Origin of the sequence: Paraburkholderia ribeironis (genome assembly GCF_900019265.1) — a bacterium.
In the GTDB taxonomy this organism is placed as follows: domain Bacteria; phylum Pseudomonadota; class Gammaproteobacteria; order Burkholderiales; family Burkholderiaceae; genus Paraburkholderia; species Paraburkholderia ribeironis.
The window spans coordinates 24,893-45,649 of the sequence record NZ_CYGX02000001.1 but is presented as its reverse complement, the minus strand read 5'-3'; the positions used below and the strand labels follow the sequence as shown (position 1 = coordinate 45,649).

The 20,757-nt window shown below is 61.0% G+C and carries 19 protein-coding genes and 1 pseudogene; 6 read left to right on the top strand and 14 right to left on the bottom strand.

Annotated elements, in window-relative coordinates; genetic code table 11:
* Positions 1-151: 151 nt before the first annotated feature.
* From BN2475_RS00220 to BN2475_RS35220, 6 genes are all read right to left on the bottom strand, one after another.
* Positions 152-376: a hypothetical protein gene (locus BN2475_RS00220; RefSeq protein ID WP_094777569.1), complete on the bottom strand. Its 225-nt coding sequence runs from the start codon at positions 374-376 to the stop codon at positions 152-154.
* Positions 377-479: 103 nt separating this feature from the next.
* Positions 480-1,619 carry a primase-helicase zinc-binding domain-containing protein gene (locus BN2475_RS00215; protein ID WP_094777568.1) on the bottom strand — a complete coding sequence of 380 codons (1,140 nt, stop codon included), beginning with the start codon at positions 1,617-1,619 and terminating at the stop codon, positions 480-482.
* A gap of 248 nt (positions 1,620-1,867) precedes the next feature.
* A complete protein-coding gene (locus BN2475_RS00210) occupies positions 1,868-2,428 on the bottom strand; it encodes a single-stranded DNA-binding protein (RefSeq protein WP_094777567.1) in 561 nt (186 codons plus the stop codon).
* A gap of 11 nt (positions 2,429-2,439) precedes the next feature.
* Positions 2,440-3,282, bottom strand: a complete 843-nt coding sequence (locus BN2475_RS00205) for a hypothetical protein (RefSeq protein ID WP_094777566.1) — start codon at positions 3,280-3,282, stop codon at positions 2,440-2,442.
* A 10-nt stretch (positions 3,283-3,292) separates the two neighbouring features.
* On the bottom strand, positions 3,293-3,721 hold the full coding sequence (locus tag BN2475_RS00200) for a hypothetical protein (protein WP_094777565.1): 429 nt from the start codon (positions 3,719-3,721) through the stop codon (positions 3,293-3,295).
* A gap of 130 nt (positions 3,722-3,851) precedes the next feature.
* A complete protein-coding gene (locus BN2475_RS35220; RefSeq protein WP_245841110.1) occupies positions 3,852-4,508 on the bottom strand; it encodes a hypothetical protein in 657 nt (218 codons plus the stop codon).
* 172 nt (positions 4,509-4,680) lie between these two features.
* Here BN2475_RS35220 and BN2475_RS00185 point away from each other — a divergent pair, with 172 nt between their 5' ends.
* The gene (locus tag BN2475_RS00185) at positions 4,681-5,397 is read left to right on the top strand and encodes a nuclease-related domain-containing protein (RefSeq protein WP_094777562.1); all 717 of its coding nucleotides are present in this window, start codon (positions 4,681-4,683) and stop codon (positions 5,395-5,397) included.
* Between the two features lie 404 nt (positions 5,398-5,801).
* Here BN2475_RS00185 and BN2475_RS00180 read toward each other — a convergent pair.
* Positions 5,802-6,856 (bottom strand): annotated as a pseudogene (locus tag BN2475_RS00180) (RNA-guided endonuclease InsQ/TnpB family protein).
* 86 nt (positions 6,857-6,942) lie between these two features.
* Here BN2475_RS00180 and BN2475_RS00175 point away from each other — a divergent pair.
* From BN2475_RS00175 to BN2475_RS00155, 5 genes are all read left to right on the top strand, one after another.
* On the top strand, positions 6,943-8,193 hold the full coding sequence (locus BN2475_RS00175; RefSeq protein WP_094777561.1) for a hypothetical protein: 1,251 nt from the start codon (positions 6,943-6,945) through the stop codon (positions 8,191-8,193).
* Positions 8,194-8,237: 44 nt separating this feature from the next.
* The gene (locus BN2475_RS00170) at positions 8,238-9,425 is read left to right on the top strand and encodes a FlhC family transcriptional regulator (RefSeq protein WP_094777560.1); all 1,188 of its coding nucleotides are present in this window, start codon (positions 8,238-8,240) and stop codon (positions 9,423-9,425) included.
* On the top strand, positions 9,412-9,597 hold the full coding sequence (locus tag BN2475_RS00165; protein WP_245841109.1) for a hypothetical protein: 186 nt from the start codon (positions 9,412-9,414) through the stop codon (positions 9,595-9,597). Before BN2475_RS00170 ends, BN2475_RS00165 begins: the two co-directional genes overlap by 14 nt.
* A 4-nt stretch (positions 9,598-9,601) precedes the next feature.
* Entirely contained in the window at positions 9,602-9,967 is a 366-nt protein-coding gene (locus BN2475_RS00160) for a hypothetical protein (RefSeq protein WP_094777559.1), read from the top strand.
* Positions 9,968-10,165: 198 nt separating this feature from the next.
* Positions 10,166-11,140, top strand: coding sequence for a CAP domain-containing protein (locus tag BN2475_RS00155; protein WP_094777558.1), 975 nt, complete (start codon positions 10,166-10,168; stop codon positions 11,138-11,140).
* Between the two features lie 766 nt (positions 11,141-11,906).
* On the opposite strand, the gene BN2475_RS00150 is transcribed toward BN2475_RS00155, so the two are convergent.
* The 7 genes from BN2475_RS00150 to BN2475_RS00120 all read right to left on the bottom strand — a co-directional run bounded on the left by BN2475_RS00150 (position 11,907) and on the right by BN2475_RS00120 (position 20,755).
* The gene (locus tag BN2475_RS00150) at positions 11,907-13,031 is read right to left on the bottom strand and encodes a hypothetical protein (protein ID WP_342744558.1); all 1,125 of its coding nucleotides are present in this window, start codon (positions 13,029-13,031) and stop codon (positions 11,907-11,909) included.
* A 30-nt stretch (positions 13,032-13,061) separates the two neighbouring features.
* Positions 13,062-13,670 carry a type 4 pilus major pilin gene (locus BN2475_RS00145; RefSeq protein WP_094777556.1) on the bottom strand — a complete coding sequence of 203 codons (609 nt, stop codon included), beginning with the start codon at positions 13,668-13,670 and terminating at the stop codon, positions 13,062-13,064.
* Positions 13,671-13,686: 16 nt separating this feature from the next.
* On the bottom strand, positions 13,687-14,790 hold the full coding sequence (locus BN2475_RS00140; RefSeq protein ID WP_425435433.1) for a type II secretion system F family protein: 1,104 nt from the start codon (positions 14,788-14,790) through the stop codon (positions 13,687-13,689).
* 26 nt (positions 14,791-14,816) lie between these two features.
* A complete protein-coding gene (locus BN2475_RS00135) occupies positions 14,817-17,078 on the bottom strand; it encodes an ATPase, T2SS/T4P/T4SS family (RefSeq protein WP_094777554.1) in 2,262 nt (753 codons plus the stop codon).
* Between the two features lie 2 nt (positions 17,079-17,080).
* On the bottom strand, positions 17,081-17,662 hold the full coding sequence (locus tag BN2475_RS00130; protein WP_245841108.1) for a hypothetical protein: 582 nt from the start codon (positions 17,660-17,662) through the stop codon (positions 17,081-17,083).
* A gap of 124 nt (positions 17,663-17,786) precedes the next feature.
* Positions 17,787-19,115: a type IV pilus inner membrane component PilO gene (locus BN2475_RS00125; protein WP_094777571.1), complete on the bottom strand. Its 1,329-nt coding sequence runs from the start codon at positions 19,113-19,115 to the stop codon at positions 17,787-17,789.
* An 8-nt stretch (positions 19,116-19,123) separates the two neighbouring features.
* A complete protein-coding gene (locus tag BN2475_RS00120) occupies positions 19,124-20,755 on the bottom strand; it encodes a type II secretory pathway protein (RefSeq protein ID WP_094777552.1) in 1,632 nt (543 codons plus the stop codon).
* Positions 20,756-20,757: the final 2 nt, after the last annotated feature.

Genomic DNA, 20,757 nt, shown 5'->3' with positions numbered 1-20,757 from the left:
ACCATCTCGAGTTCGTGCTGGATCGGTGTCGGGTTCTTGAGCATGACGCTCATTAAACGACAAAGCCCGGCGCGTGGCCAGGCTTTGAGGGGGACTTTGTCAGCAGTCTGAGGCTCCCCCATTACTGGGGGAGCCGTTTTGCATTCACGGTTCAGTGCGGCCGCGAGGCAGCAATAACAAGGAGACGACGTGCGCAAAAATCCCACGCCTCGGAAAACGTCTGATCGCGCGCAGCGAACTGCACGTTGCCCTGCGAACGACGGTCGATGACATCGAACGACACGGCATCCGACTTGCCAACCGGCTGGCGACCACCACTTGCACCGTTCGTCGCGACGATCGAGTAATTGCCCAACAGAATCTTGAACGAGGCCATTTTTCTGCTCCAGAAAAAAGCCCGACGGAATACTGCCCAGCGGGGAGTATCCCCACCGGGCGAGTTGATTGTCAGCGGCGCACGCCGCCATTCAAGTTACAGATCAGGCTGTTGCTGCAGCCTTCGCGGCGGATCGAGCGACCCGCTGCGTTGTCAAAAGCGGAACACTGTTCGTGCTGCGCGTCATCCACTCGTCCGCGAAGTCTGTGCCGCGCAAGCGCGGACGATGAACGATCGCGGTAAAGCCTTCTGCACGCAGACGCTTCGCCAGCTCGACGCCACCCGCAACGCCGACAGACTTGCCGGTCTTAGGATCGACAGCGTCAAAGTCGACAAAGATATGCACCACGCGAATGCCGAAACCTTCTGGCACCACGAACTGACGCAGCAGCCCGATGTTCAGGCAGTACCACATCGGTACACCCGTCAGCATGTGTGCGGCGCACGCCGTTTCCAGACCCTCTGCGACGCCGATCTCTCCGTTCTTCGGCTCCATCAGACGTACGGCACCGCCAGCAAGCGGATTGAGCGTCATGTCGTTGAGCTTCGGGTCGAGGATTTCGCCGTCGGACGAAACGATCTGCGCCTTTGACGGCGTCGATCGTTCAAGAAAAGTCCGGTGCAGCGTGCCGAGCCGTCCATCGGGCAACTCGAACCGCGCGAGGATGCCTGGCCAGCTGCCGATCACCTTCTTCTCGTGCCGATACTCGAGCATGCCGAGTCGCAGCGCCGGCGAGGGTGCAACACGTAAGCCGGCCACGCGGGCGCCCAGATAACGCATCACCAGGTCACCAGCCGACAGGGGCTTCGCAGCATTCCACATCGAGTTCAGACGCTTGGCAGTGAACTCCGGGCTTGCCTTGCGCTTAGGCTTTGGTACTTCAGCAGCGCCAGCGATACGGGTTGCCCGCGGTGCAGGGCCACCGTCAATTTCACGCATCAGCCGGTACAGCCCCATCCGGTTGACGCGTGTGATTAACTGAAGGCCGTCGCCCGCCATCACATCGCCATTATTGCAATGGCGGCATACCCAGTCGCCTCGCCCACGCTTGTTGTCGTAGGTGAAGCGGTCAGTTCCGCCGCACATAGGGCATGCACATGCGTCGCCGGTGAGACGGTCTGCAGGCACGCCATAGCTCACCAGGAGCGAAATCCATTGCTCCGGGGAGAGCGAGAACCCGGCCAGCTTGCGCTGTAGCCACGCGTACTGCTCGGGCGTCAGCTCTTTTGCTCTTACAGTCATGAATCACTCTCCTTGAAGTGAGTGGGTTTTGGTCGGTGCCTGAGACAGGCGTAAAAACGCGTGCTCAAAAAAGCGGTCCGCGCATCGGCGGGCGGCTTTTTTCAGCAGACGGATTGGGTATATGGAACAGACGATGTCGCCAACGCTGGCGAAGAGATGCGTCGCACGACACACCCGAAGGTGTGCCGTTGCAACGAAGGTGAGGCAATACAGGAGAGGTTAAAGAAGTACGGTGAGACTTTGCGGGATCAAATCACGGACCACGCCGCGCGTGCATGGAAACCATGGAACGGTATGTCGTCGTCCATGTCCGAGAAGCCTCCGCCGCCGCCATAGTCCATAGACGCGCCCTCAGCATGTGCAGGCTGACGCGGTTGCGCAGCCGGGCGTCCACCAGCAGGCTGCTGTGTCGGACGACTCGCGCGCGGCTGGCCGGACTGATCATCGTCATCGCGTGATCGCCGGTCATCGCCAGGGCGACCGCCGAGCATCTGCATCTGCTCCGCGACAATCTCAGTCGAATAGCGGTCGGTACCGTCCTGCGCCTGCCACTTGCGTGTGCGGATGCGGCCTTCGAGGTACACCGACGAGCCCTTCTTCAGATACTCCGACACGATTTCCGCGAGACGCCCGAAAAACGAGACCCGGTGCCACTCGGTGGCTTCCTTCATCTCGCCCGAAGCCTTGTCCTTGTAGCGGTCGGTTGTTGCGAGCCGGATATTGGCCACAGCGTCGCCGCTGGGCAGGTAACGTACTTCCGGGTCAGCGCCGAGGTTGCCCACGAGGATAACCTTGTTCACAGATGCCATCTAAAACTCCTTTATTTAGTAATGGACCAGAGCCACTTGTCCCACATGACCTGTTTGCCGTCGACCATCTTCGGCGTGCCGTCGGTCCGTATTGCGGGCACCTGGATCTTGCGCAGACGGCGAACAGAAACGACATCGCCAACGGAGCAACGGCACTCGGCAATCGCTTCCTTGAGGCCTTCGCCCTGAAGCGTGCGTTCTCCCGTTCCGGTTTCGATGTGCATCGCAAACGACTCATAGAAGCGCCCAGGCCTTTTGCGATCCGGAAACTTCTCTTCGCCCCACGACACGATGCGGCCTATAACGCTCGCCCCGTCGTGATTCGAAACACGCCGCTCGCGCGCGGGCCTGCCGCCCGATGACTCGAACGGCTCATCGCCTTCGTTTGCTGTGGCTTGTGGCGCTATGTTGCTCGCCTGCGGTGCGCTTGCCACACCTTGAACGGCACCTGTGCGGACCTGACGGATCGCAGTGGCCAGTGCCTCCTTGAGCGCACAACGATGGATGCAGACCTGAGACCAGTACGGAATGAGGTCGGGGACGATCTTCATGCCGAACTCAGTTTGCTCGGCATGATCGTCAAATGCCGGCGCGAACTGGACAATGTGATCGCCCTCGTCGACAAAGAGATGTGGGACATCGCCGATCGTCACGATGGTTTCGTTCGGCGCCCCCTGCCCTACGACATGATGCGGAACGTTATGTCGCACGGTTGATGCCGACGCGTCATCGGTACTCGACGCCGCGGCGTGCGGGTTTTGATGGGGTTGAGAAGGAGCTTGATGGGAGGTGGCAGTCTTGCAAGGGAACATATCCGCGAGTACGCGGGAAAAGAGGGTTGCAGCATTCGGCATGTCTTTTCTCCTACAGCAGCGTGCCGAAGCACATGCGTTGCAGTTCGCGCAGATCGCGCGCAAGCAACGGCGTGCTCAGAATGACGTCCTGCATGATCTCAGGATCGACCCCGTTAACCTTGCACACGTATACGTAAGGCAGCGCGCCATCCCAGTAACCCATGATCCAACCGAGCGTCGCGCGGTAATCGTCCGCGTCGATCTTGCGGTTACGCAGGCGCTCCGCGAGCAGGTCCGCACAGTCCATAAGAGACTCAGGCATGCTATCGCCGCGTCGGCTGTCGCTTGCAAGCGAAATCAATGCGTCGACCATCTTGTCGCGCACTTCCTCGCTCCACAGGTGCGGATCGGGCAGCGGGTCCGGCCTGGCTGGGGTGATGAGTACCGGCGACGAGTCGCCGAACATGTCGAGCTGCCATGCAGCTACTTGGGGTTCCATGGGATTGCTCCGTGATGCCGGCAATCTCATGGCCCGTGTGCGGGAATGGGATTCCCGGCGGGGTTCAGGAGCCGTCACCTGGGCAAAAGAGCCCAAGATGACGGTAAGGACTAGCGATAGCCTGACTGGGTCAGGTACCGGTCTTGAAAGGGATAACAACGGCCGACTTCGCGTACTGCTTCGTCGACGCCGGTTTGGCATTGCTGTCGTTCGACGCAGGCATGCCCGTCATTGCAGCGGCCTGTGCTTTCGCTTGGGCTGCAACACGTGCAGCCGCGGCGAGCTTTTCAGCTTCGGCGCGCGCAGCTTCAGCTTCCGCTTCAGCTGCAAGGATGGCCTTGGACTTCTTCTTCATTGCCGACGCTACCCACGCGACAGCGAACAGGAAGAGAAAGACATCGATGATGAACGACTGAGATGCGAAGTACACGATGAAGCACAGGGCGAGCAGTTTGCCCGGTGCTTTAGCCGCGTCTTTGAACAGGACTCGCAACATTTTTCTCTCCAGAAAAATCAACAGGGAATGTCCGGACCATGTCCGGTGGCTTCGATGCTCGATGAGCAAGGAAACACGGCGCGAAGCGCTTTCGTGCGGACCCGGGAAAGGCGCGCACGAAAGCACTGGCAGACCGACGAGAGCGTAAGAAATACGAAGGACGCGCGCGATCACTCGCGGCAGATCGATGCGTCGCAAGACGCGGTTGAACAGGACCAGATTAACCGCGACAGCAGCAACGGCCACGCCGAATGCTTGCGAATGTCGTGCAGCTTTGACGCGTGAGGACACGCTTCGGCCTGGTCCGCCTTAGCCGGTTCAGAGCCTTAACCCGGAAACCTCGACCAAACCATGTAGCTTTCGGGGCGTCGTGAAAGCTCACGGCCCGCCCGCGATCAGTCGACGACTTGACTTTGCCGAAATCCAGACAGACTGAACCTGTTACTTCTTAAGGAGCAGGTACATGCACTGGATCATTTTTGCGGCGGCGGTTTATCTGGCGTGGCGGTTTTTCTGCAGGAAGGCGAACGCCCGAGTCGGGCGTTCGAATCAGGCCGCCGTTCCCACCCTTCGGAGCGAACAGAGCGGTGACGCAGGCGAGGCGATCGTTCAGGCAGAGCTTCATGCAACGCTCTCCTGGCTATGCGGCGATAACTTCTATCTACATGATGGCCCTCTCCTTCTGAACCACGCTCCTGGCACCGAATTTCCGACCGCCGAGGTCGATCATCTTGCCATCACCCCTTTCGGCATTTTCGTTGTCGAAACGAAGAACTGGACGGGCCAGATCATGCCAGGGCGCGATGAACTTTCGATCGTACGCGTGGGCGCCGATGGGCACAGCGAAGTCCGCCGTTCGCCGCTGGCTCAAAACCGCTCGAAAGTCGGCTTTCTTCGCTCCGTGTTGCCCGCTGTCTGGTGGGTCGAAAGCATCGCCGTGTTTCCCAACAAAAACTGCGAGCTATCGCCGGCACTGCCCGTCAACCTCATGCGGATCGATGATCTGCGCCAGTGGCTACGCACTCGAATGGCGCTGCACGAAAAGCGCGGTCGAGTGCAGGTCAACGTCCATTCCGCTCGCGAGGCTCTAATGGCTCTCGCTGAAACGGGATCGGATTCTATCCACCGTCATCGATTGAAAGTGAGGGAAAACCCTAAAAAATTACCGCATTTTTCCTAAAGTTCCAGAATTTCTTGCCGTTTGAAAGTTGGCTAAAAAGACGGCAATCCGATCACAAGACCGTGAAAGCTATATGAAGCTGTGCTTCTTAGCGACTTTTCGGGCCGAAAACGACGCGTATTCTGGGCGTACGCGCGACGAAGACAGGGTTCATACCAGTCCGATCCGCCATGCTTGGACCGAGCGTGAAACAAGAACCAAAAAGAATGGAGTTTTGTTGTATGCGACATGAAATGCCATTGAACGCAATGTGCATGCACGTTCCCCGCGCTCACTGCGCCGGCTCGCCTCCCCTGCCGCGACGTGCGACAGAGTCCGCGCAGCCTGCCTCTCGTCCAGCGCCAATCCAGCCAAGCGCGACCACAAGACCAACCTCAAGAGAGCAAGTTGACGTCCTCTCCTGCCTAAAGGCAGGGGATTCCCACAACTGGCGATGCACGTCCGCATCGGAGAATGTTCAAGGCAGCATTGGTATCACGATCATGCACGACACCACAGCTACTGCAGGCCCACTCTCTTACTCGCAATCCCGCGATACCTTTCGGCCGCGTCGTGCTGTCTTTCGAGCCGCACGACGAACAGGACTGGGAAGAACCGCTTTCGTTCACTTCCTCGAACGTGGCCCCGTGCGCGATCGCCTTGTAGCGGAGCTTGTCCCGGAAGGAAGACCAGGATGCGTCGTAGACGCTTTTCGCCATCCTGGTTCTGGCGAGCCTTGCGGCCGATACGTTTCCGACTGCGATGTAATCAAACCGACGCACCAGATCGAGCGCGAGCTTGTGCTGGGAATCGGCGCGGGCATTGGCCACCTTGGCATGCAGCTTCGCGATATGCCGCTTGTGCTTGCGCGCCCGCTGCGCCAGCGCAAGCTTGTCGGCCGTGCGCCGGCCGAACCGGTCATTGGGCAGCTTTTCGCCCGTGGAGAGAGCGGCAAAGTGCTTCAGACCAAGGTCGATGCCAACACCCGTGCGAATCGGGCGTGCGGGGACGTCGGCCACCTCGATCGCGATGTTGAGGAACCAGTTGCCGCGCGCGTCCTGAGCGAAGTTGGTCCCGTCCTTGATCTTGCCTTCGGGCAGCGGGCGGCTGTCGAACACACGGAACGTGTTGCCGGCAAAGCGGAACGCTTGACCCTCACGCTTCAGGTCGCGGCCCTTCAGCGGTACCCAGCCGAGCGACTTCCTGCCGCGATAGCGCAGGTAAGCACGCCGGTGCTGGCCGCGCGACTTCGCGTACTGCTCGCAAGTTGCATTGACCGTGCCGGAATGGATGCCAAGTTCCTTGCTGCTGCCGGTGGTCAGCATGTTCAGGTCAAAGCCAGTCGGCCACTTCCTGCGCCACCGGAGCGCATGCTTCTGCGTGTCGTTGCAGAAGTTCCAGACGTAGTTTTCACCGCCCGGCTTTGCCGGTTCAACAGGCCGTTAAGCGACTTCACGCGATAGCGGTAGACGAGAACCATGCCGGTAATTCTAACGCGGGAATGCCGCCTGTTGGCGGCGCTCCTTTCCTCCCCGCCATGAATGGCGGGGTTTCCCGGAGTAACTGATGAGCAACCGTAACGACATCGCAACGGCGGCCGACGACGACGATTTTGATCCGACGCGGCCCGAAGGTAACGAAAGTAACGACAACAACGGAATCGAGCGCGATCTTCCCCTCGCCTTTGCGCACGTTCCCTCAGAGACGGAAATCAGCCGACTGGTCAAACAGTTTTTTGGCGGCGACGCGATCGGCGATGCGCTGCGCGCTTCGATTGCCGAAGAAGCGGAGGACGTCGCACACTCGACTCGCAAGATCCTGCTGGAACACATGCGGATCGGCGGCTCGTTCTACCACATCCGTACCCGCGTCGAAGGTCACTTCGTGAACACCCTCGGCGACACGAAGCAGGTCCGGCACAAAGCAGCCGAACTGGTCTACAGCTTCCTCGAAGCCACCTTCCGGAAAAAGCGGGATTCGGTCTACCTCTACATGCGCTGCTACGAGCGGTTCAGCACGAACAGCGGCGCCGTCGAAATGCTTTCGATCAGCGATATGCAGTTGCTGGTCAACAAGGACGACGATGTCGTCGCGATGGTTATTGAAGCAAAGCGTGAGAACGCTGAACTGAGCAAGCGCGACGTCAAAAAACTCATTGCGCAATACGAGGATCGAATCTCCGACAAGGATAGCGCATTGGAAACGGTGACGAGCCAGCTCGCCGAGATTTACGGCCAGCTTGACGACGCCAAGAACGATAACGAACGTCTGACGGTCGAGGCACGGCGTCTGAACCAGGAACTCCAGCAGGGCAAGGAGTCTCTGCGCAAGACGATGGTCGATCTGAACAATGCGGAACAGGCGACAAGCGGCCTGCAGAGCGAAATTGCCAAGCTCGAGCGCGAAGTCACGAACAAGACACGCGAACTCTCCGAGGCGCACGCGAAAGTGCAGATCAAGGAAGTCGAAGTCGAAGTGACGCCCGAGGCCATCAGGAATCTGGAAAACGCCACTGAAGCCAAGCTCGCGGAACTCAAACGCGTGACGGCTGAGTGTGACGCCGCAAAGACGCGTCTTGCCGACCTCGCAGAGCGCAAGGTGAAGGAGGAATCCGAAGTCCAGCAGATGGAGGCCGTAGAAAAGCGGGTTTCCGGACTGGTCGAGAAATTCGGCTCCTTCATTCAGGATTACCACAGCGCACAGCTACTAGTGACGGCGGACGGCTCGGTCAACCGTTACAAGGGCCTGCTCGGCGGGCTTGCTGATCTCATCGGCAAGTTTCACGGGGAATTGGTGGCAGCAGTTCGCGCAGCCTGAGGCCTCAGGCAATTAGCAACAAGAGAGATAAAAGGACAAAAGCAGTGAATAACAAAGAAAATTATCGGGCGATCGACCGGTTCCACGTACCTGAATGGCTCATCGACCAGATCCAGGTGGTCAACTTCAATCTGGTCGACCATCTCAAATGGATGCTGAAAAACGACGGGCGCTTCAACGAGGTGTTTAACGTCGAGCGCAAAGAGATCGAGCAGCTGCAACTCAACCAGTCTTCGCTGCGGAGTCTGCTGCGTGCTCCGTTCCTGATGGTCGAGCCGACCCTACAGTCAGTTGAAGATTGGCGCTGTTTCGTCGACAACACGGCGACGACCGTTGCCGTCGACGAGCTTCGTCGCAAGACGCCCCCGCTGGATTCATTGCTGGCCTACGCAGTGAATCAGCAGAACGTCGTTTTCGTTTCGTTGATGACCCAGGTGCTCAATATCAGCGTGATGAGCGCACCCCTGCTCGGTATTTCGACGGAGCTGGCCAAGTACCTGATATCGGTCCCGACTCACAAACTCAATCTTGCCGTGACGCGCATGAAGGAACTCCCCCTGTTCCGCTGGCGCTTCGACAGCCCGACATTCTGGTACGAGTTCACTGCAAGTACGCTGACGGACGAGCTTGTCGCCCATCAGATCATGCTGACTTCGCCGTCGCGCGTCGGCAATCTGCCGTACGCAGCGCAGTGGGGTGAACTGCGCCTAGGCCGCCTGAAAAACGAGGCTTTCGCGACCGCCATGATGGCATATGGCCTGCGGGCTTCGACTGCATCGAACCTGTTCAATCTGAATCAGCACCAGATGCGTACCCGCTATCACCAGATCCACGGCAAAAGCTCGCCCTGCGGCAACACGGCGACGTCGTTGTCATGGTTTGTCGAGACGCCGATTCACCGCCTGCATGCAACCGTCTACGCATGGCTGTATCGATCGGCGACAGCAATGGACGCAAATCCGGCCGAAGCTCTGCTTGCGACAAACGATGTCTACGATCGCCTGTTTGGCGGAAACAGGCTCATCATGCCGGACCGCGGTTGGAACCTGATCCGTTCCATGGCGGCCGACGCCCGTCTCACTGTCGCACCGTGCCGCGGCTGTGGCACACACTACGTTGTTTCCAACAACGACGCGAAGATCGAAATGCACAACCGCTTCCATTGCCCCGCTTGTATGCAGCAGCTCGGCGCGCGCAAGCGCGCAGCACGGAGGACCAATGCTGACGCCTGATACGAGCACTTGCCGTGATCTGCCAGCCGGCCTGGTCGTTTTCGACGTCGACGGCAATGCGCAATTCGGATGGCAGAACCCCGAGACCGGCGTTTACTACGCTGAAGCAGACGGCCAGGTAATCGTCAATGCTGTCGGCGCTGTCGGCTGGCAAGCCGGGCGTATGCACTGAGGCTATGGACGACTTCGATTACATGGCACCGGAGAGCAGCGCGGCCTGGCTGGAAGGACACGGGGACGGTCGCTTCGAACGGTACGAGCGCTTCTATCAGAGCGAACGTGCAATCGACGCGGCTGGCTTCGATCTCGAAAAGACGAACGAGGGATACGGTAAATGGGCGAGCGAGCAGCGCTCCCGCTTGGTCACGTTGCTCGCGGAGCCATGGGTCGGCCGGATAGCCATAGCGCTTTTTGCAATCTTCATGGGGGCGCGACTCGTGCCAGAACTGGCGAGGCTTCTCCCGGAAGCCACTGGCTTTGGGTTGGTGGTTGCCTTCATCGGGCTGCGGATTTTTCATCGGCGCAGGCGTCAGCGTCGCTAGCTTGCCCGCTCGGCTCAAGACTTACGAATAATTTCCGATATATCTACAATGCCGACGCGCTGGAAATGCGCATTTATGCGAAATCGAGACGCGAAACGCACGCGGCAGCACGAAGACTTGACTTCGCTCGGCGCTCGTTAAGATGGAATCAAGGTCGCGCAAGGGGCACGGCCAAAAACAAATCCAAGGAAGTTAATAATGAAGAAGAACATTTCTCTGACCGCCGTTTCTTTTGCCGCCGCGCTTGCCCTCTCTGCATGCGGCGGCGGCGGCGGTGGCAGCAGCGGGAGCAGCAACACTGCGGCAGCCTCCACATCGACCGCAGTCACGAATCTGACGACGCCGCAGTACGCGACGGGTAGCGCGCAACTCGCGGCTTTCAACCTGCTCAACGCGCAGCGTCAGCAATGCGGCTTTGCGGCGTTTCAGGACAATGCGGTGCTGGACCTGGCAGCACAGTCCCATGCTCAGTATCTGGCTACGACGAATAACGGCATCTCGGATACCGAAGTGTCGGGCAACGCAGGCTTTACCGGAGTGACGTATGGCGACCGGGCGGTGCACTTTGGCTATCCGCAGACTATCTCGGTCGCTGGTGTGAGTGCTGGCTTCTACACCAGCCAGAAGCTGACGGAAGACCAGTACGGTCAACAGCTCGTCTATGGGTGGCTCTCTGGCATCTATCACATCGCAATCGCAGTGTGGCCGGCAACGTCGGTCGGTATCGGCAATTATGAAACGACGTTCAACGGCTTCCCGCAGCTCTGGGCGTCGCTGACCTTCGCGAACATGCAAGCCAAATTGGCGAGCGTGCCCTTGACCTTCCCGTGCCAGGGCACGACAGGCGTTGCCTATTCGGCTGGTGGCGAAACGCCGACACCGCCGAATACCTCAGGCAACTGGGGGACCCCGGTAGCTGTCGCCGGCAATCTGACCGACACGATCCGTCTGCAATCGGGCACGATGACAGATACGGCGGGCAACGTCATTACGTTGCAGGTACTCGACTCGGCGAGCGATCCGAACAAGCTACTTCCGGCGTTCGAGGCCGTCGCCTATCCCACCGCGCCGCTTACGCCGAATGCAAACTACACAGTGTCGATCAACGGTACGGTGAACGGCACCGCGTTTTCGCGGAACTTCACTTTCACAACGGGCAACATCATCGGATGATGTGATCCGGATGCCGCAGACGGATGAGCGGCGCCAGGTGAGATGAAATAAAAAAATGCCCCATCAGTTGACGATGGGGCATTTCCATTTGTGGATTACACGGGTTAGTGGTTGGAGCCACTGCACGCATACGCGGGGTCTGGCGGCGGCGGGGCGCTTGGGTCGGGGTTTTGGGCGCCGGTCGGGTACAACGATGCGTCTGGCCAATTGTCGCCAAACGATGTCAGGTAGAAATTGCCCGAACTGTCCGGCAATACCGGCAGTCGCTGACCGGTCCAGTACTGGTAGTACGAAGTGGAGCCATCCGACCAGGTCGCCTGGTAGAGCAATACGGGCATCGTGCCACTCTTGCTGCCATTCGTGAAGGCTGCGCAATCCTCCCATACATCGAATCCGGTAGCCGACACGATGGTGAGCGGTGGCGTTGTCGGCTGGCAAAACGCGGGCGTCCAGCTCGATCCGGTCCATGTCGGCGCAGAAGTTTGGGTAGTTGCTGGTGGGCAGACAGGCGGTGCCTGATAGTTGCACACCGGCGCTGAGTATTGCGAGCCGATCCACTTCGCTGGGGTTATCGTCGTATAACCTGGTGTACTCGGACACGTGGGCGCGGTCTGCCACGCTGTTGTGAGATGACCGACGCACGTTGAATCCTGGTTGTTGACCGAACACCTCACTGGCCCTGCCAGAGCGGCGCGGCTACCGAGCATCGTGCAAACAACCAGCAAAACTCTAATGAAGACCTTCGTCAGGCTCATTCTTTCTCCCATCAATAGGCGCAAAATGTATTAGCGACGGCACTGCCGGCTATGACCGTTCCATTGCCGTCCGTGATGTAGACCGTCCAGGGGCCGGTTCCAGTCGTCGGGTAATTGATCGCGGCAGTCGGATCGGTGTATGTGCTCTGCCCCGTCACCACGATCCCTGGCGTGCCGCCCGCAGGACACACGGGACCCGGCACATAGGTACCGCCGCCGGAAGGGATAGCGGTGTAGCCGTACCAGAGCTTCGGTCCGCCAATTGGCATCCATTGCAGGACACCGGACAGGTTCTGGCACGACAGCATCAGCCCCGAGTTGTCGCTCGCGCCCGTCATCGCATTGACCTTCGGGCACGCCGTCCGGGGCCAGCCAATGGCGCCTGGCACGACCGTCGTGCCGGCGGTGACGCTGGTGCCCGCGGCTACCGCACCGCTTGCGGCCACAGCGCCCGTGGCATCAACATTCGCGGCGCTCACCGTCCCCTCTGCATCCAGATCGTGAACGTTGTGCAGGCTGACGTGATTGACGTTCTGATCGCCCGTCCATGTCAGCGCGCCGTCACGCCGGATATAGACCGAGTTCCCGTCCGACGTTGGCCCGTTGGTCGCAAGAATGGCGGCCGCGACACTGCCCAGTGGATTGGTCGCGGTCCACGCACCGTTGAGACCGGTGATCGTTCCCGCGTTCTGCACTTTCGAATACCCGAACGCGTTGCCGCCAGCCTGCGCTATCTGCGCCGCGCCGACGACATCAGGCTTTCCGCCACGCGTCAGCGGCTTCGACGGATACATGACGTAGGTGACGTGGCAGTCGCCCGCGCTGGCCGTACACGTTGCCGGTCCGACACTCATGCTGATCACGTATGACCCGCCCCAGAACGGCCCCGGCGCGTGAGGCTGTTTCAGGTTCCCCTGCGTAAAAAGGTCATTGATGGTCGGCGGATTGGTGATGACCGGGACAGGGCCGCCCGCAATCAGCGTTGTGTAGTTGTTCGTCACCCAGTCAGATAGCGCCGAGTTGATGACCGCCTCGTTCACACCTTCCGCCGTCATGACCTGCGTGCGCCGCTTCGCGGCGTCTTCCCTGATCGCGACCGTGGTCATCAGCGCGGCGGCCACCAGCACGACCACCATCTCAACGATGCTGAACATGGGCAGCGATCCTTAGTTGTTGTGCGTCGCGTACATCGCGATGGTCGCTGTTGCACCACCCGACTTGCACGCCGTCCCGGCCGTCGATCCATTGAACGTCGTATTCGGATCGGAGACCGTCGTCCCGTTGACGGTAACCTTGGTATAGGCGCCCGCAATTGCGCCCACCGCCAGCGAGCAGACGGTGTCGGGAACCGGATAGGTCACGGCCATTGCATCGTCCGTCGTTGCGATGGTGGCGGGCACAGCCGTCACCGAGCCGCCGAAGATGCCGGTCAGGGTGCCGGATGCCGTGTTCACCCTGGCGCCTGCCGAATCGAAGGCGTGATTCTGTGCAAGCGTGAGCAGCGACTCGGCCGAGAAATCAATGTCGTTCGACGTTGCATCCTGAATGCCGCTGCGGAACAGTTGCGCCTCGCTTTTGAACTGGTGCGCGTGGATACGATCCATCACGAAGCTGCGGCCCTGGTAGACGATGAGTGCGAGCAGCGCCGCACCCGCCATGACGGCTGCCGCCTCGATCATCGAAAGCTCGCCCGACTGCCTGCGCCGGCGGGCCATGCGCAGCATCGCTGCCCTGCGTTGTTCCTGGGTCTGGATCTGGTTCGGCTTGTTGTTCATGATTGATTTGCCTCTGTCAATTGATTGCAGCGGATGTGGTCGGAGAAGAGTCGAAGCTCGCAGCGCCGGTCGCGACATACGATCCGATGCCAAGCACGAAAAACAGCATGACGGCGAAGCCGAGCAGCACGTAATGCGTGATGCGCGCATTGCGACGCACGGTGGCGACGACGCGGTCCAGCGAATGACGGCCGAGAGTCTTGATGGCCTGGACGAACTGGTCGCAACCCGCCGCGTCGGCGATCGTGTCGATCACCATTTCGGAGAAGATGCCGGTGTCGAGCGCCCGCATCGGTTCATCCGGGCGCTGCGTGAGCCGCCGGCTCATGCGGTCAACGTGCCACCTGAGCCACGGGTCGGCGGTCTTCGCAAAACGGTCGAGCGCCGCCCGTAAGACCAGGTTCGAATCGAAGAGACCCGCAAGCGACACGATCAGCAGGGCCGCACGCAGGTCGCGACGGTTACGCCACATCAGCGGCATGGCATCGACGCGGTTACGGAAGTGTCCGGTCCAGCGTTTGAGGGTCCAGAAGTACAACGAGACGAGGCCCGCGACGATCGCACCGCTCAGCCACCAGTACTGGTAGCAGAACGTGTCGATCGCATAGAGCGTCTGCCCCATCGGCAACCATTGATCGACCGGCTTCGTGTCCGCCACAGCCGGGAAGATCTCTCCGCCGAACAGCATGCAGAACATGTAGAGATAGACAATCAGGAACGCCGGATAGGCCATTTCCAGCGACGTCGTCGACGCGAGCACCCCTTCTGCATGAGCGGCCATTTCCGCCAGCTCCAAGCCCCGCACCGCGGCGTCTTCGCGCGTCGACGTACCTGCAATGTCAAGGAGCGTGTGTTCCTGGCTTGGAACGAACGGCCTGAGCGCAGTGGCAAAGTCATCGCCGGCGACCATGCGTTTCGCGACTGCCTGGAAAACTGGCCACGTCAGCCACTGGCGCGAGCGATGACGTTTTTCGAGGGTGTTCAGCCGCTCGAGCAGCGTCTCGCGATTGCGCAGCCCCTTGGCCGCCACGTCCAGACGCGTCTCGCGATAGAAGGTCTCGCGCATCTTCTGGAAGCGCCATCTGGCGATGCGCAGCCGCTCCTTTTGCGGCAGCGCCATGAACAGCGAATGAATCAGTCCGCGGATCACGACGGCATTCTCCCGTCGCGGTCACCGAAGATCCGGTAGTCGCCGAATGGGCGCATCGCGGTGTCGACGAAGCGCGGATCGATGATGCCTTGTGACGCCTTGTAGAGCGCGTGCTCATAGATGGTCTTGCCCGTCATGTCGTCGCTATCAAAGCCGGTCGTGCGCGCCGATCGCCATACCTGCTCCGCGCCGCGCCAGTCGCGTTCGGCAACACAGTCGAGAAACTCCATCGTTGGCCGGAAGATTTCCATTGCAAGCGTCTGCCCCTTCGTGCCGGCCGCCACCTTGCCCGCCCGCGTGAACAGTCCCTTCAGGCGGCAGTGTTCGCAACCGCCGTCGTCGCGGCACGCCATCTTCGAAGTGTCCAGGCCGAATTTGCGTTCGAGCGTTTCGATCTGCGCCGCGGACATCACGTCACGTGCCGGCACCTTGCAGTGCGGGCACAACAGGGGGATCAGTTTCTGGTTCGCGACGGCATTGACGAACTTCTCGGAGGACACTTCGTCCATCGGCAACTGCAGGCGCCCGCCGGCGAGGCGCATGAATGCACCAATCGCACTATCGGCGTGAAGCGTGGTCCGGACCGGGTGCCCGGTGAGCGCGAGTTCCGCCACGAGCCCGGCGACGACACGATCGCGGATCTCCCCCACCGTCACATCATCCGGGTCCATCCGCATGAGCGAGCGGATCACCTCGGCGCACTTGCGGTTCGCTTCTTCGTCCGTCTCATCGGGACGGCGCGGAATCGAAATATCAGAAAGCCAGGGCTGCGGATACTCGGACGGTTCGTTCACAGCGAACTGCTTGCGCAGATCGCGCGCGGTGAGCATGTACGAGAGCGCACGCAGCAAGGTCGATTTCGCCGACCCCGTTTCGCCTGTGAAGATCGAGACGCCGCCGCTGACGTTACACAGCGAAGCAATGATGAGAAGCTGGCTAGGCTCGAGCCCCATCTGTTCGGGCATGAGCACCTTGCAGTTGCGGAAGTTGCCGTCGAGCAGACGCAGCGCCACATCGAAGCCACCGACGAGCGGCGTGCTCTGCCAGCGGATGTTGAGAATGTCGGTATGAACAACGAGCGGGATCATCGCCGACTGCGGCGCGGTCGGCTGGAACGTCTCGCCGGAGTTCGTGTTGCGCGCGACGAGATCCTGATAGGCGGCAGACAGCGCGCGACGCACCAGCGCTTTGGGCAGCCTGCGGTACGTGTAGAGGTCGCCGTTCACACGGAACCGGACTTCGACATCGTCGTTGAAATCGCGGTACTCGTAGTGAATGTCGCTGGCACCGTAGCTATGCGCGGCTTCCGTAACGTCACGGAACGTGCCGATCGCGCGCGAACTCTCAGGAATGATCGCCGCCGACCGGTTGCGCTCGCGTGCGTAGATCGCGGCAATCACCGTGTCCGTCGCGATCATCTCTTCATGCACCTTGATATCGGCGCGCTCGAGATCCATCACATAGGTCGGATAAAGCGCGGACTCATGAAAGGCCCGCGTCGTGACGACGATTGCCATACCGGCCTGCACTTCGACCGCCACAAACTCACGGCGTGCGGCATCCGTAATGCGCAGCGTCGCATCCTGGCCCCGCTCACTCAGAATGCGCTTGAAAGTCAGTGCGTCGGCGGCGACCAGTTGCGGCAGGCCTGACGGCAGGAACTCAGCCTGCTGCCTGACCAGATCCGCGTGCGCATGGAGCTCGTGCACCTCCTGCACCTCTTTAACGGGCTCGGTCGGCGGCACAACGTCATGCGCTTCGGCCCGCAGCTCGCCAGACTCAGCAATCGGAGGCTCCATCATGGGAGGCTCCATCGCTGATTCGGGAGCAACGGAGCGCTTCGTTGCTGCGACGCTGTCGGCGACCGGTTGCGCTTCAGCCGTGCGATGCATCGCCGGTTCATCCTGCGCTGCGTGCCCAGTTGCTGAGTGCGCAGTTGCTTCCGGCTGTGTCAGACCAACGCCCACCGCTTCATGCGAGTCCCCTTCATTGGCGTCGACGTCGGTGACGTCCGCCATTCTCAGCCGCATGCCCAGCGTCATCGGCTGTCCCGGCTTCGTGTCCACAGGCTCTGCTTTCAGCGGCCTGCTTTTGCGCACGAAGCGCGGCTCGCGATCGGTGTCCTGTTTGCCGTCTGCACCGGCGATAGGCATCGACGCCGCGGATTCGTCCGTGAACCCGGCGCGCAACGCACGGAACCGCCCAAGAATGCCGCGCGAAGACGGCTCGTCCTTTTCAATACCGTTGAACAGGCTCATCGTCAGTTCCCCATCGCAGAAAGAGGAGTGCCAGCAGGGAGCGGTCCACCCAGATCATTCAGCGCTCGCGCCGGAATGCCGGATGCCTGCGGGTTATCCGGCGTATTGGCCGTGCCGCCGCTGATGGTTTCCGTCCAGATACGCCTGCCATCCGCGACGGTGACGACGAATCCATCAACTCGCTTCACGGTCCAGCCATTGAGCAGCTTCGCGCCGACGTGCGCGGGATAGGCGGCGTTGCGGTACTCGTACAGCACCGACGTCCCGTGCATGTCGCTGAAAGCGCCAACGAAGCGCACCGGTTCCGCCCGGGAACTCGCAGACGTCGCCCTGACGACGGGTGCCGGTGCGGGCGCACTGGCCGGCGCGACCGAACTACCCTGCTGCCCGCCATTGCCACCAAGCTGGCGTGCGATCTGCAAACGGGTAATCTGGTCGATGTCGTCGATCGACAGATGCGGCGTGGCGGGAGCCGATACCGGCTGCGCGGCTGGTTGGGATGCCGCAGAAGGCGACCTGGCCAGAGGGCTGGCTGTCGCCGCACCGCTAGCCGCTGCAACGCTCGCGGACGCGGGCGAACCCATGTCGATATCGGCTGTGGGTACGCGCGCGCCTGCTGGCTGCGTGTGTGGCGCAGCCGGCCTGTTTTGTTGTGCCTGCGCGGCGCCAGATACCAGCGCCAGGGCACAGGCAATCGCTGTCAGCCGTTTAGTCGAGAACATAGTATTTGCCCTTCGCGATGAAATGGATACCGGCCTGCTCGTTTGCCGGGTTGGACTGGTTGCGTGAAGCGCCGCGCTCATCGAGCTTCAGCTCGACCGTCATGCTGTCGAGCGTCATGTCGGGAGGCAGCTTTGAGAGCAGAACCGCCTGCCACCGGTATCCGCTGATTTCCCAGGCGCCGACACGAATCATGCGTGGCGGCCGCGCGCCGGGCGTGCCAGGCGTGATCGCCAGCAGCGGTTTCGACGGCTCGAGATTCACCTTGTAGCCATAGCTGGCAAGCTCGAATGGCTTCGTCGACAACCGCTGGGGCGGCGTCTGCAGCATGTCGATGAGAGCCTGTTCCGACGGCCACGTCTTCGCATCGTTGTTCGCCACCACATTGACCTCAGGGATCAACGGACCACGTGCGCCCAGATGCAGACCATCGGCGTCGAAATGAAGCGGGCGCAGCGCCTGGGGTGCAGCGCGACCAAAATCGTCGAAGCTGCCACCGTAGCGCCTGTAGGTGATCATGCAATTGCCCTTTGACGCGCAGACTGCCTTGTCAAAAACCCAGCCTGCGATGACCGTTTCACTGTTGCCAAGTGCGGCGAGGATGGCCGGCGCCAGTTCATTCGCGCGCGGCATCTTCGCGGCGAACGTCTGACGCACAAGCGCGTCATATTTCTCTTCGAACGACGGCTCTTTCGGCGCAGGCGGGGGCGGCGGATTGAACGAGTCCATCAGCTTGATGCCCCCGAAGACAGCGGCCGCGACTATCACCAGCAGAGGCACGACTGTCGGCAGGTTGACCGGTACCTTCGCGATGCGGCCAGTCTTGCGATCCCCAAGCAGCGCGGCAGCGCCGAAGTTCTCGTCCACGTCGCCAACGGCCTGGCCGGAGCCGAGCGTCGTCAGCGTCAGGTTGAGCCTCAGGCATTCCTGCTCGATCGCCAGACGCCTCTCGTGCGCCTTCGGGGCCGTCAGGACTTCGTCGCTGCGCACGACACCGCGCACCACGAAGACAACATGCACGCGCTGGTCGTCCTGCAGCATCACGAGTACGGCAGCCTTGCCTTTCACCCGTTCATGCTGCGCAATGCGAGCCGCGCCCGAGTAGAGCCTGGCGCCCCTGATCTCGCCCGTGTCAGGTGCGCAAAAGCCGCCAATGATGTCTTTGCCGCTCCGGTACTCGACGTAGTGCGTCGCACCGAAGTCGTCGGCGTAACGGCGGCGCTCGGCGCGCATCTGTCTGGCCGGATAGGCGCGCCAGTCCAGCCCGAAGACCAGGCGCGCGTTCCTGTCGCGCGGCAGTGGATCGGTAATGTGCATGCCCGCGCTCACATCGACGGGACGACCGTAGCCGTCAGCATGATCACCTGGAAGGTCTTCGACTTGTTCCACAGACCCGTGATACCCGCAATACCGCCATTCGTCGTGCTGTCCGCAAGGTCCGTCATCTGGCCGTAGAGCACCACCGTCTGGCCGTCCGAGAGCGCGATCGTCTGATCGTCCTTGGTGCCGGTCGTGTGCGCCAGCTGGATCTGTTGCAGCGTCTGGCCAGACCCGACCGACGCCGACGTGAACGGACCATTCAGCTTTGAACTGTCGCTCCAGTACGCGAGGATGATCTGGTTATGGTCGTTGACCGACGGCAGGATATTGACGAAGTCGCCCGTCGTCACGGTCCCCGGCGTCAGGCCCGGCACGCCACCGGAAGTGGCCGTGAGGCTGCCTGCCGAAGCCGTCGTCGAACGCAGATAGTCGTCGCTCTGGAACGACGCAATGGAAACCGGCAGGCCGTTGAGTGTCAGCTTCGTCTGCGTGTTGTCCTGCACCGTCCGGCCATACTGGTTAAGCGCATTGAGCACGGCATTCGTGCCCGAGAACGGCGCGTTCGATTGCAGCACGGACAGGCCGACCGTACCCCCGCCCGAGGCGAGCGACGTGGGTGCCGTGAAGCTGATCGCATACTTCGCCAGGCCGTTCTGGATATAGTTGAACACCACATCGGCATTCACGCCCGCCTGACTGCCTCTCGTCAGCGCAATCTGCAGCGTGCGCACACGCAGCATCACCTGACGCGTCGAAACTGCATTTTCCTGGGCGAGCAGCCTGCCCATCCGGTCTGCCGCCTCGCGCGTGTCGTACACCATCACGAGACGGCTCTGCGGATTCACGTTCACGCGACCCATCGGCGAGCGCAGCTTGTCGAGCGCGTCCCTGATCGCCTCGATCTGGTCAAAATTCCCCTCCCGCCCCGTTGACGTCTGTGCCGAGAATGAGCCCGTATTGCCGCCCGATCCACCGCTGCCGTTCGCCTGGTTGCCCGTCGATGTGTCCATACCCTTCGACATGGTCGACTTGATCGACACCTTGCCCGGGATCGCGGCGATCTGGTACATGCGCGTGACAAAGCGCGTAATGTTGATGGTCGAGCCGTCGAACGACCAGTCGAGACCGAGGTCTTCCGTCATGCGGGTCAGATACTCGCCCGCATAGCCCGTGAAAACCTGCCCGTAAAACGGCTCTTCAAAGGCCTTGCCGTTCAGCCCGCCCGACCCTGTCGTTGCGCCCTTGCCACCCGATGAACCCGCCAACTCGCGCGGCACCAGCGAACTGCGCGGCACGAACACGTCGGGGCTCAGATGGACCGCATAACCCGTTGCGCCCGAGATGAGCGCCGCAATCTCCTTGATCCCGATGTTCGCGGGCATCGTCACCTTCTTCTCGCGGAACGTCGCGGGCAGCTTCGCTTCATACGCGACCGGGACAAGCCGGTCGCCGAGGAACGCCGTCGGCACGTCTTCCACCAGCGCCATCGAGCCAGGCAGGTTGGCCATCGCGTCGCTCGCGGTGTGATGAACCCCGTCGTAAGCCGAGTTGATGTCGCTCTGATAGACCGCGCAACCGGCGATCATCAGCGAGCAGGCAGCGGCAAGGACAGTCTTGGGAATCGAAGCGTGACGCATGG

What these genes read in the sequence shown, in the direction of transcription:
- BN2475_RS00220 (WP_094777569.1), bottom strand. Translation starts at nt 376, where the DNA reads ATGGCCTCGTTCAAGATTCTGTTGGGCAATTACTCGATCGTCGCGACG.
- BN2475_RS00215 (WP_094777568.1), bottom strand. Translation starts at nt 1,619, where the DNA reads ATGACTGTAAGAGCAAAAGAGCTGACGCCCGAGCAGTACGCGTGGCTA.
- BN2475_RS00210 (WP_094777567.1), bottom strand. Translation starts at nt 2,428, where the DNA reads ATGGCATCTGTGAACAAGGTTATCCTCGTGGGCAACCTCGGCGCTGAC.
- BN2475_RS00205 (WP_094777566.1), bottom strand. Translation starts at nt 3,282, where the DNA reads ATGCCGAATGCTGCAACCCTCTTTTCCCGCGTACTCGCGGATATGTTC.
- BN2475_RS00200 (WP_094777565.1), bottom strand. Translation starts at nt 3,721, where the DNA reads ATGGAACCCCAAGTAGCTGCATGGCAGCTCGACATGTTCGGCGACTCG.
- BN2475_RS00185 (WP_094777562.1), top strand. Translation starts at nt 4,681, where the DNA reads ATGCACTGGATCATTTTTGCGGCGGCGGTTTATCTGGCGTGGCGGTTT.
- BN2475_RS00175 (WP_094777561.1), top strand. Translation starts at nt 6,943, where the DNA reads ATGAGCAACCGTAACGACATCGCAACGGCGGCCGACGACGACGATTTT.
- BN2475_RS00165 (WP_245841109.1), top strand. Translation starts at nt 9,412, where the DNA reads ATGCTGACGCCTGATACGAGCACTTGCCGTGATCTGCCAGCCGGCCTG.
- BN2475_RS00160 (WP_094777559.1), top strand. Translation starts at nt 9,602, where the DNA reads ATGGACGACTTCGATTACATGGCACCGGAGAGCAGCGCGGCCTGGCTG.
- BN2475_RS00155 (WP_094777558.1), top strand. Translation starts at nt 10,166, where the DNA reads ATGAAGAAGAACATTTCTCTGACCGCCGTTTCTTTTGCCGCCGCGCTT.
- BN2475_RS00150 (WP_342744558.1), bottom strand. Translation starts at nt 13,031, where the DNA reads ATGGTGGTCGTGCTGGTGGCCGCCGCGCTGATGACCACGGTCGCGATC.
- BN2475_RS00145 (WP_094777556.1), bottom strand. Translation starts at nt 13,670, where the DNA reads ATGAACAACAAGCCGAACCAGATCCAGACCCAGGAACAACGCAGGGCA.
- BN2475_RS00140 (WP_425435433.1), bottom strand. Translation starts at nt 14,790, where the DNA reads ATGGCGCTGCCGCAAAAGGAGCGGCTGCGCATCGCCAGATGGCGCTTC.
- BN2475_RS00135 (WP_094777554.1), bottom strand. Translation starts at nt 17,078, where the DNA reads ATGAGCCTGTTCAACGGTATTGAAAAGGACGAGCCGTCTTCGCGCGGC.
- BN2475_RS00130 (WP_245841108.1), bottom strand. Translation starts at nt 17,662, where the DNA reads ATGGGTTCGCCCGCGTCCGCGAGCGTTGCAGCGGCTAGCGGTGCGGCG.
- BN2475_RS00125 (WP_094777571.1), bottom strand. Translation starts at nt 19,115, where the DNA reads ATGCACATTACCGATCCACTGCCGCGCGACAGGAACGCGCGCCTGGTC.
- BN2475_RS00120 (WP_094777552.1), bottom strand. Translation starts at nt 20,755, where the DNA reads ATGCGTCACGCTTCGATTCCCAAGACTGTCCTTGCCGCTGCCTGCTCG.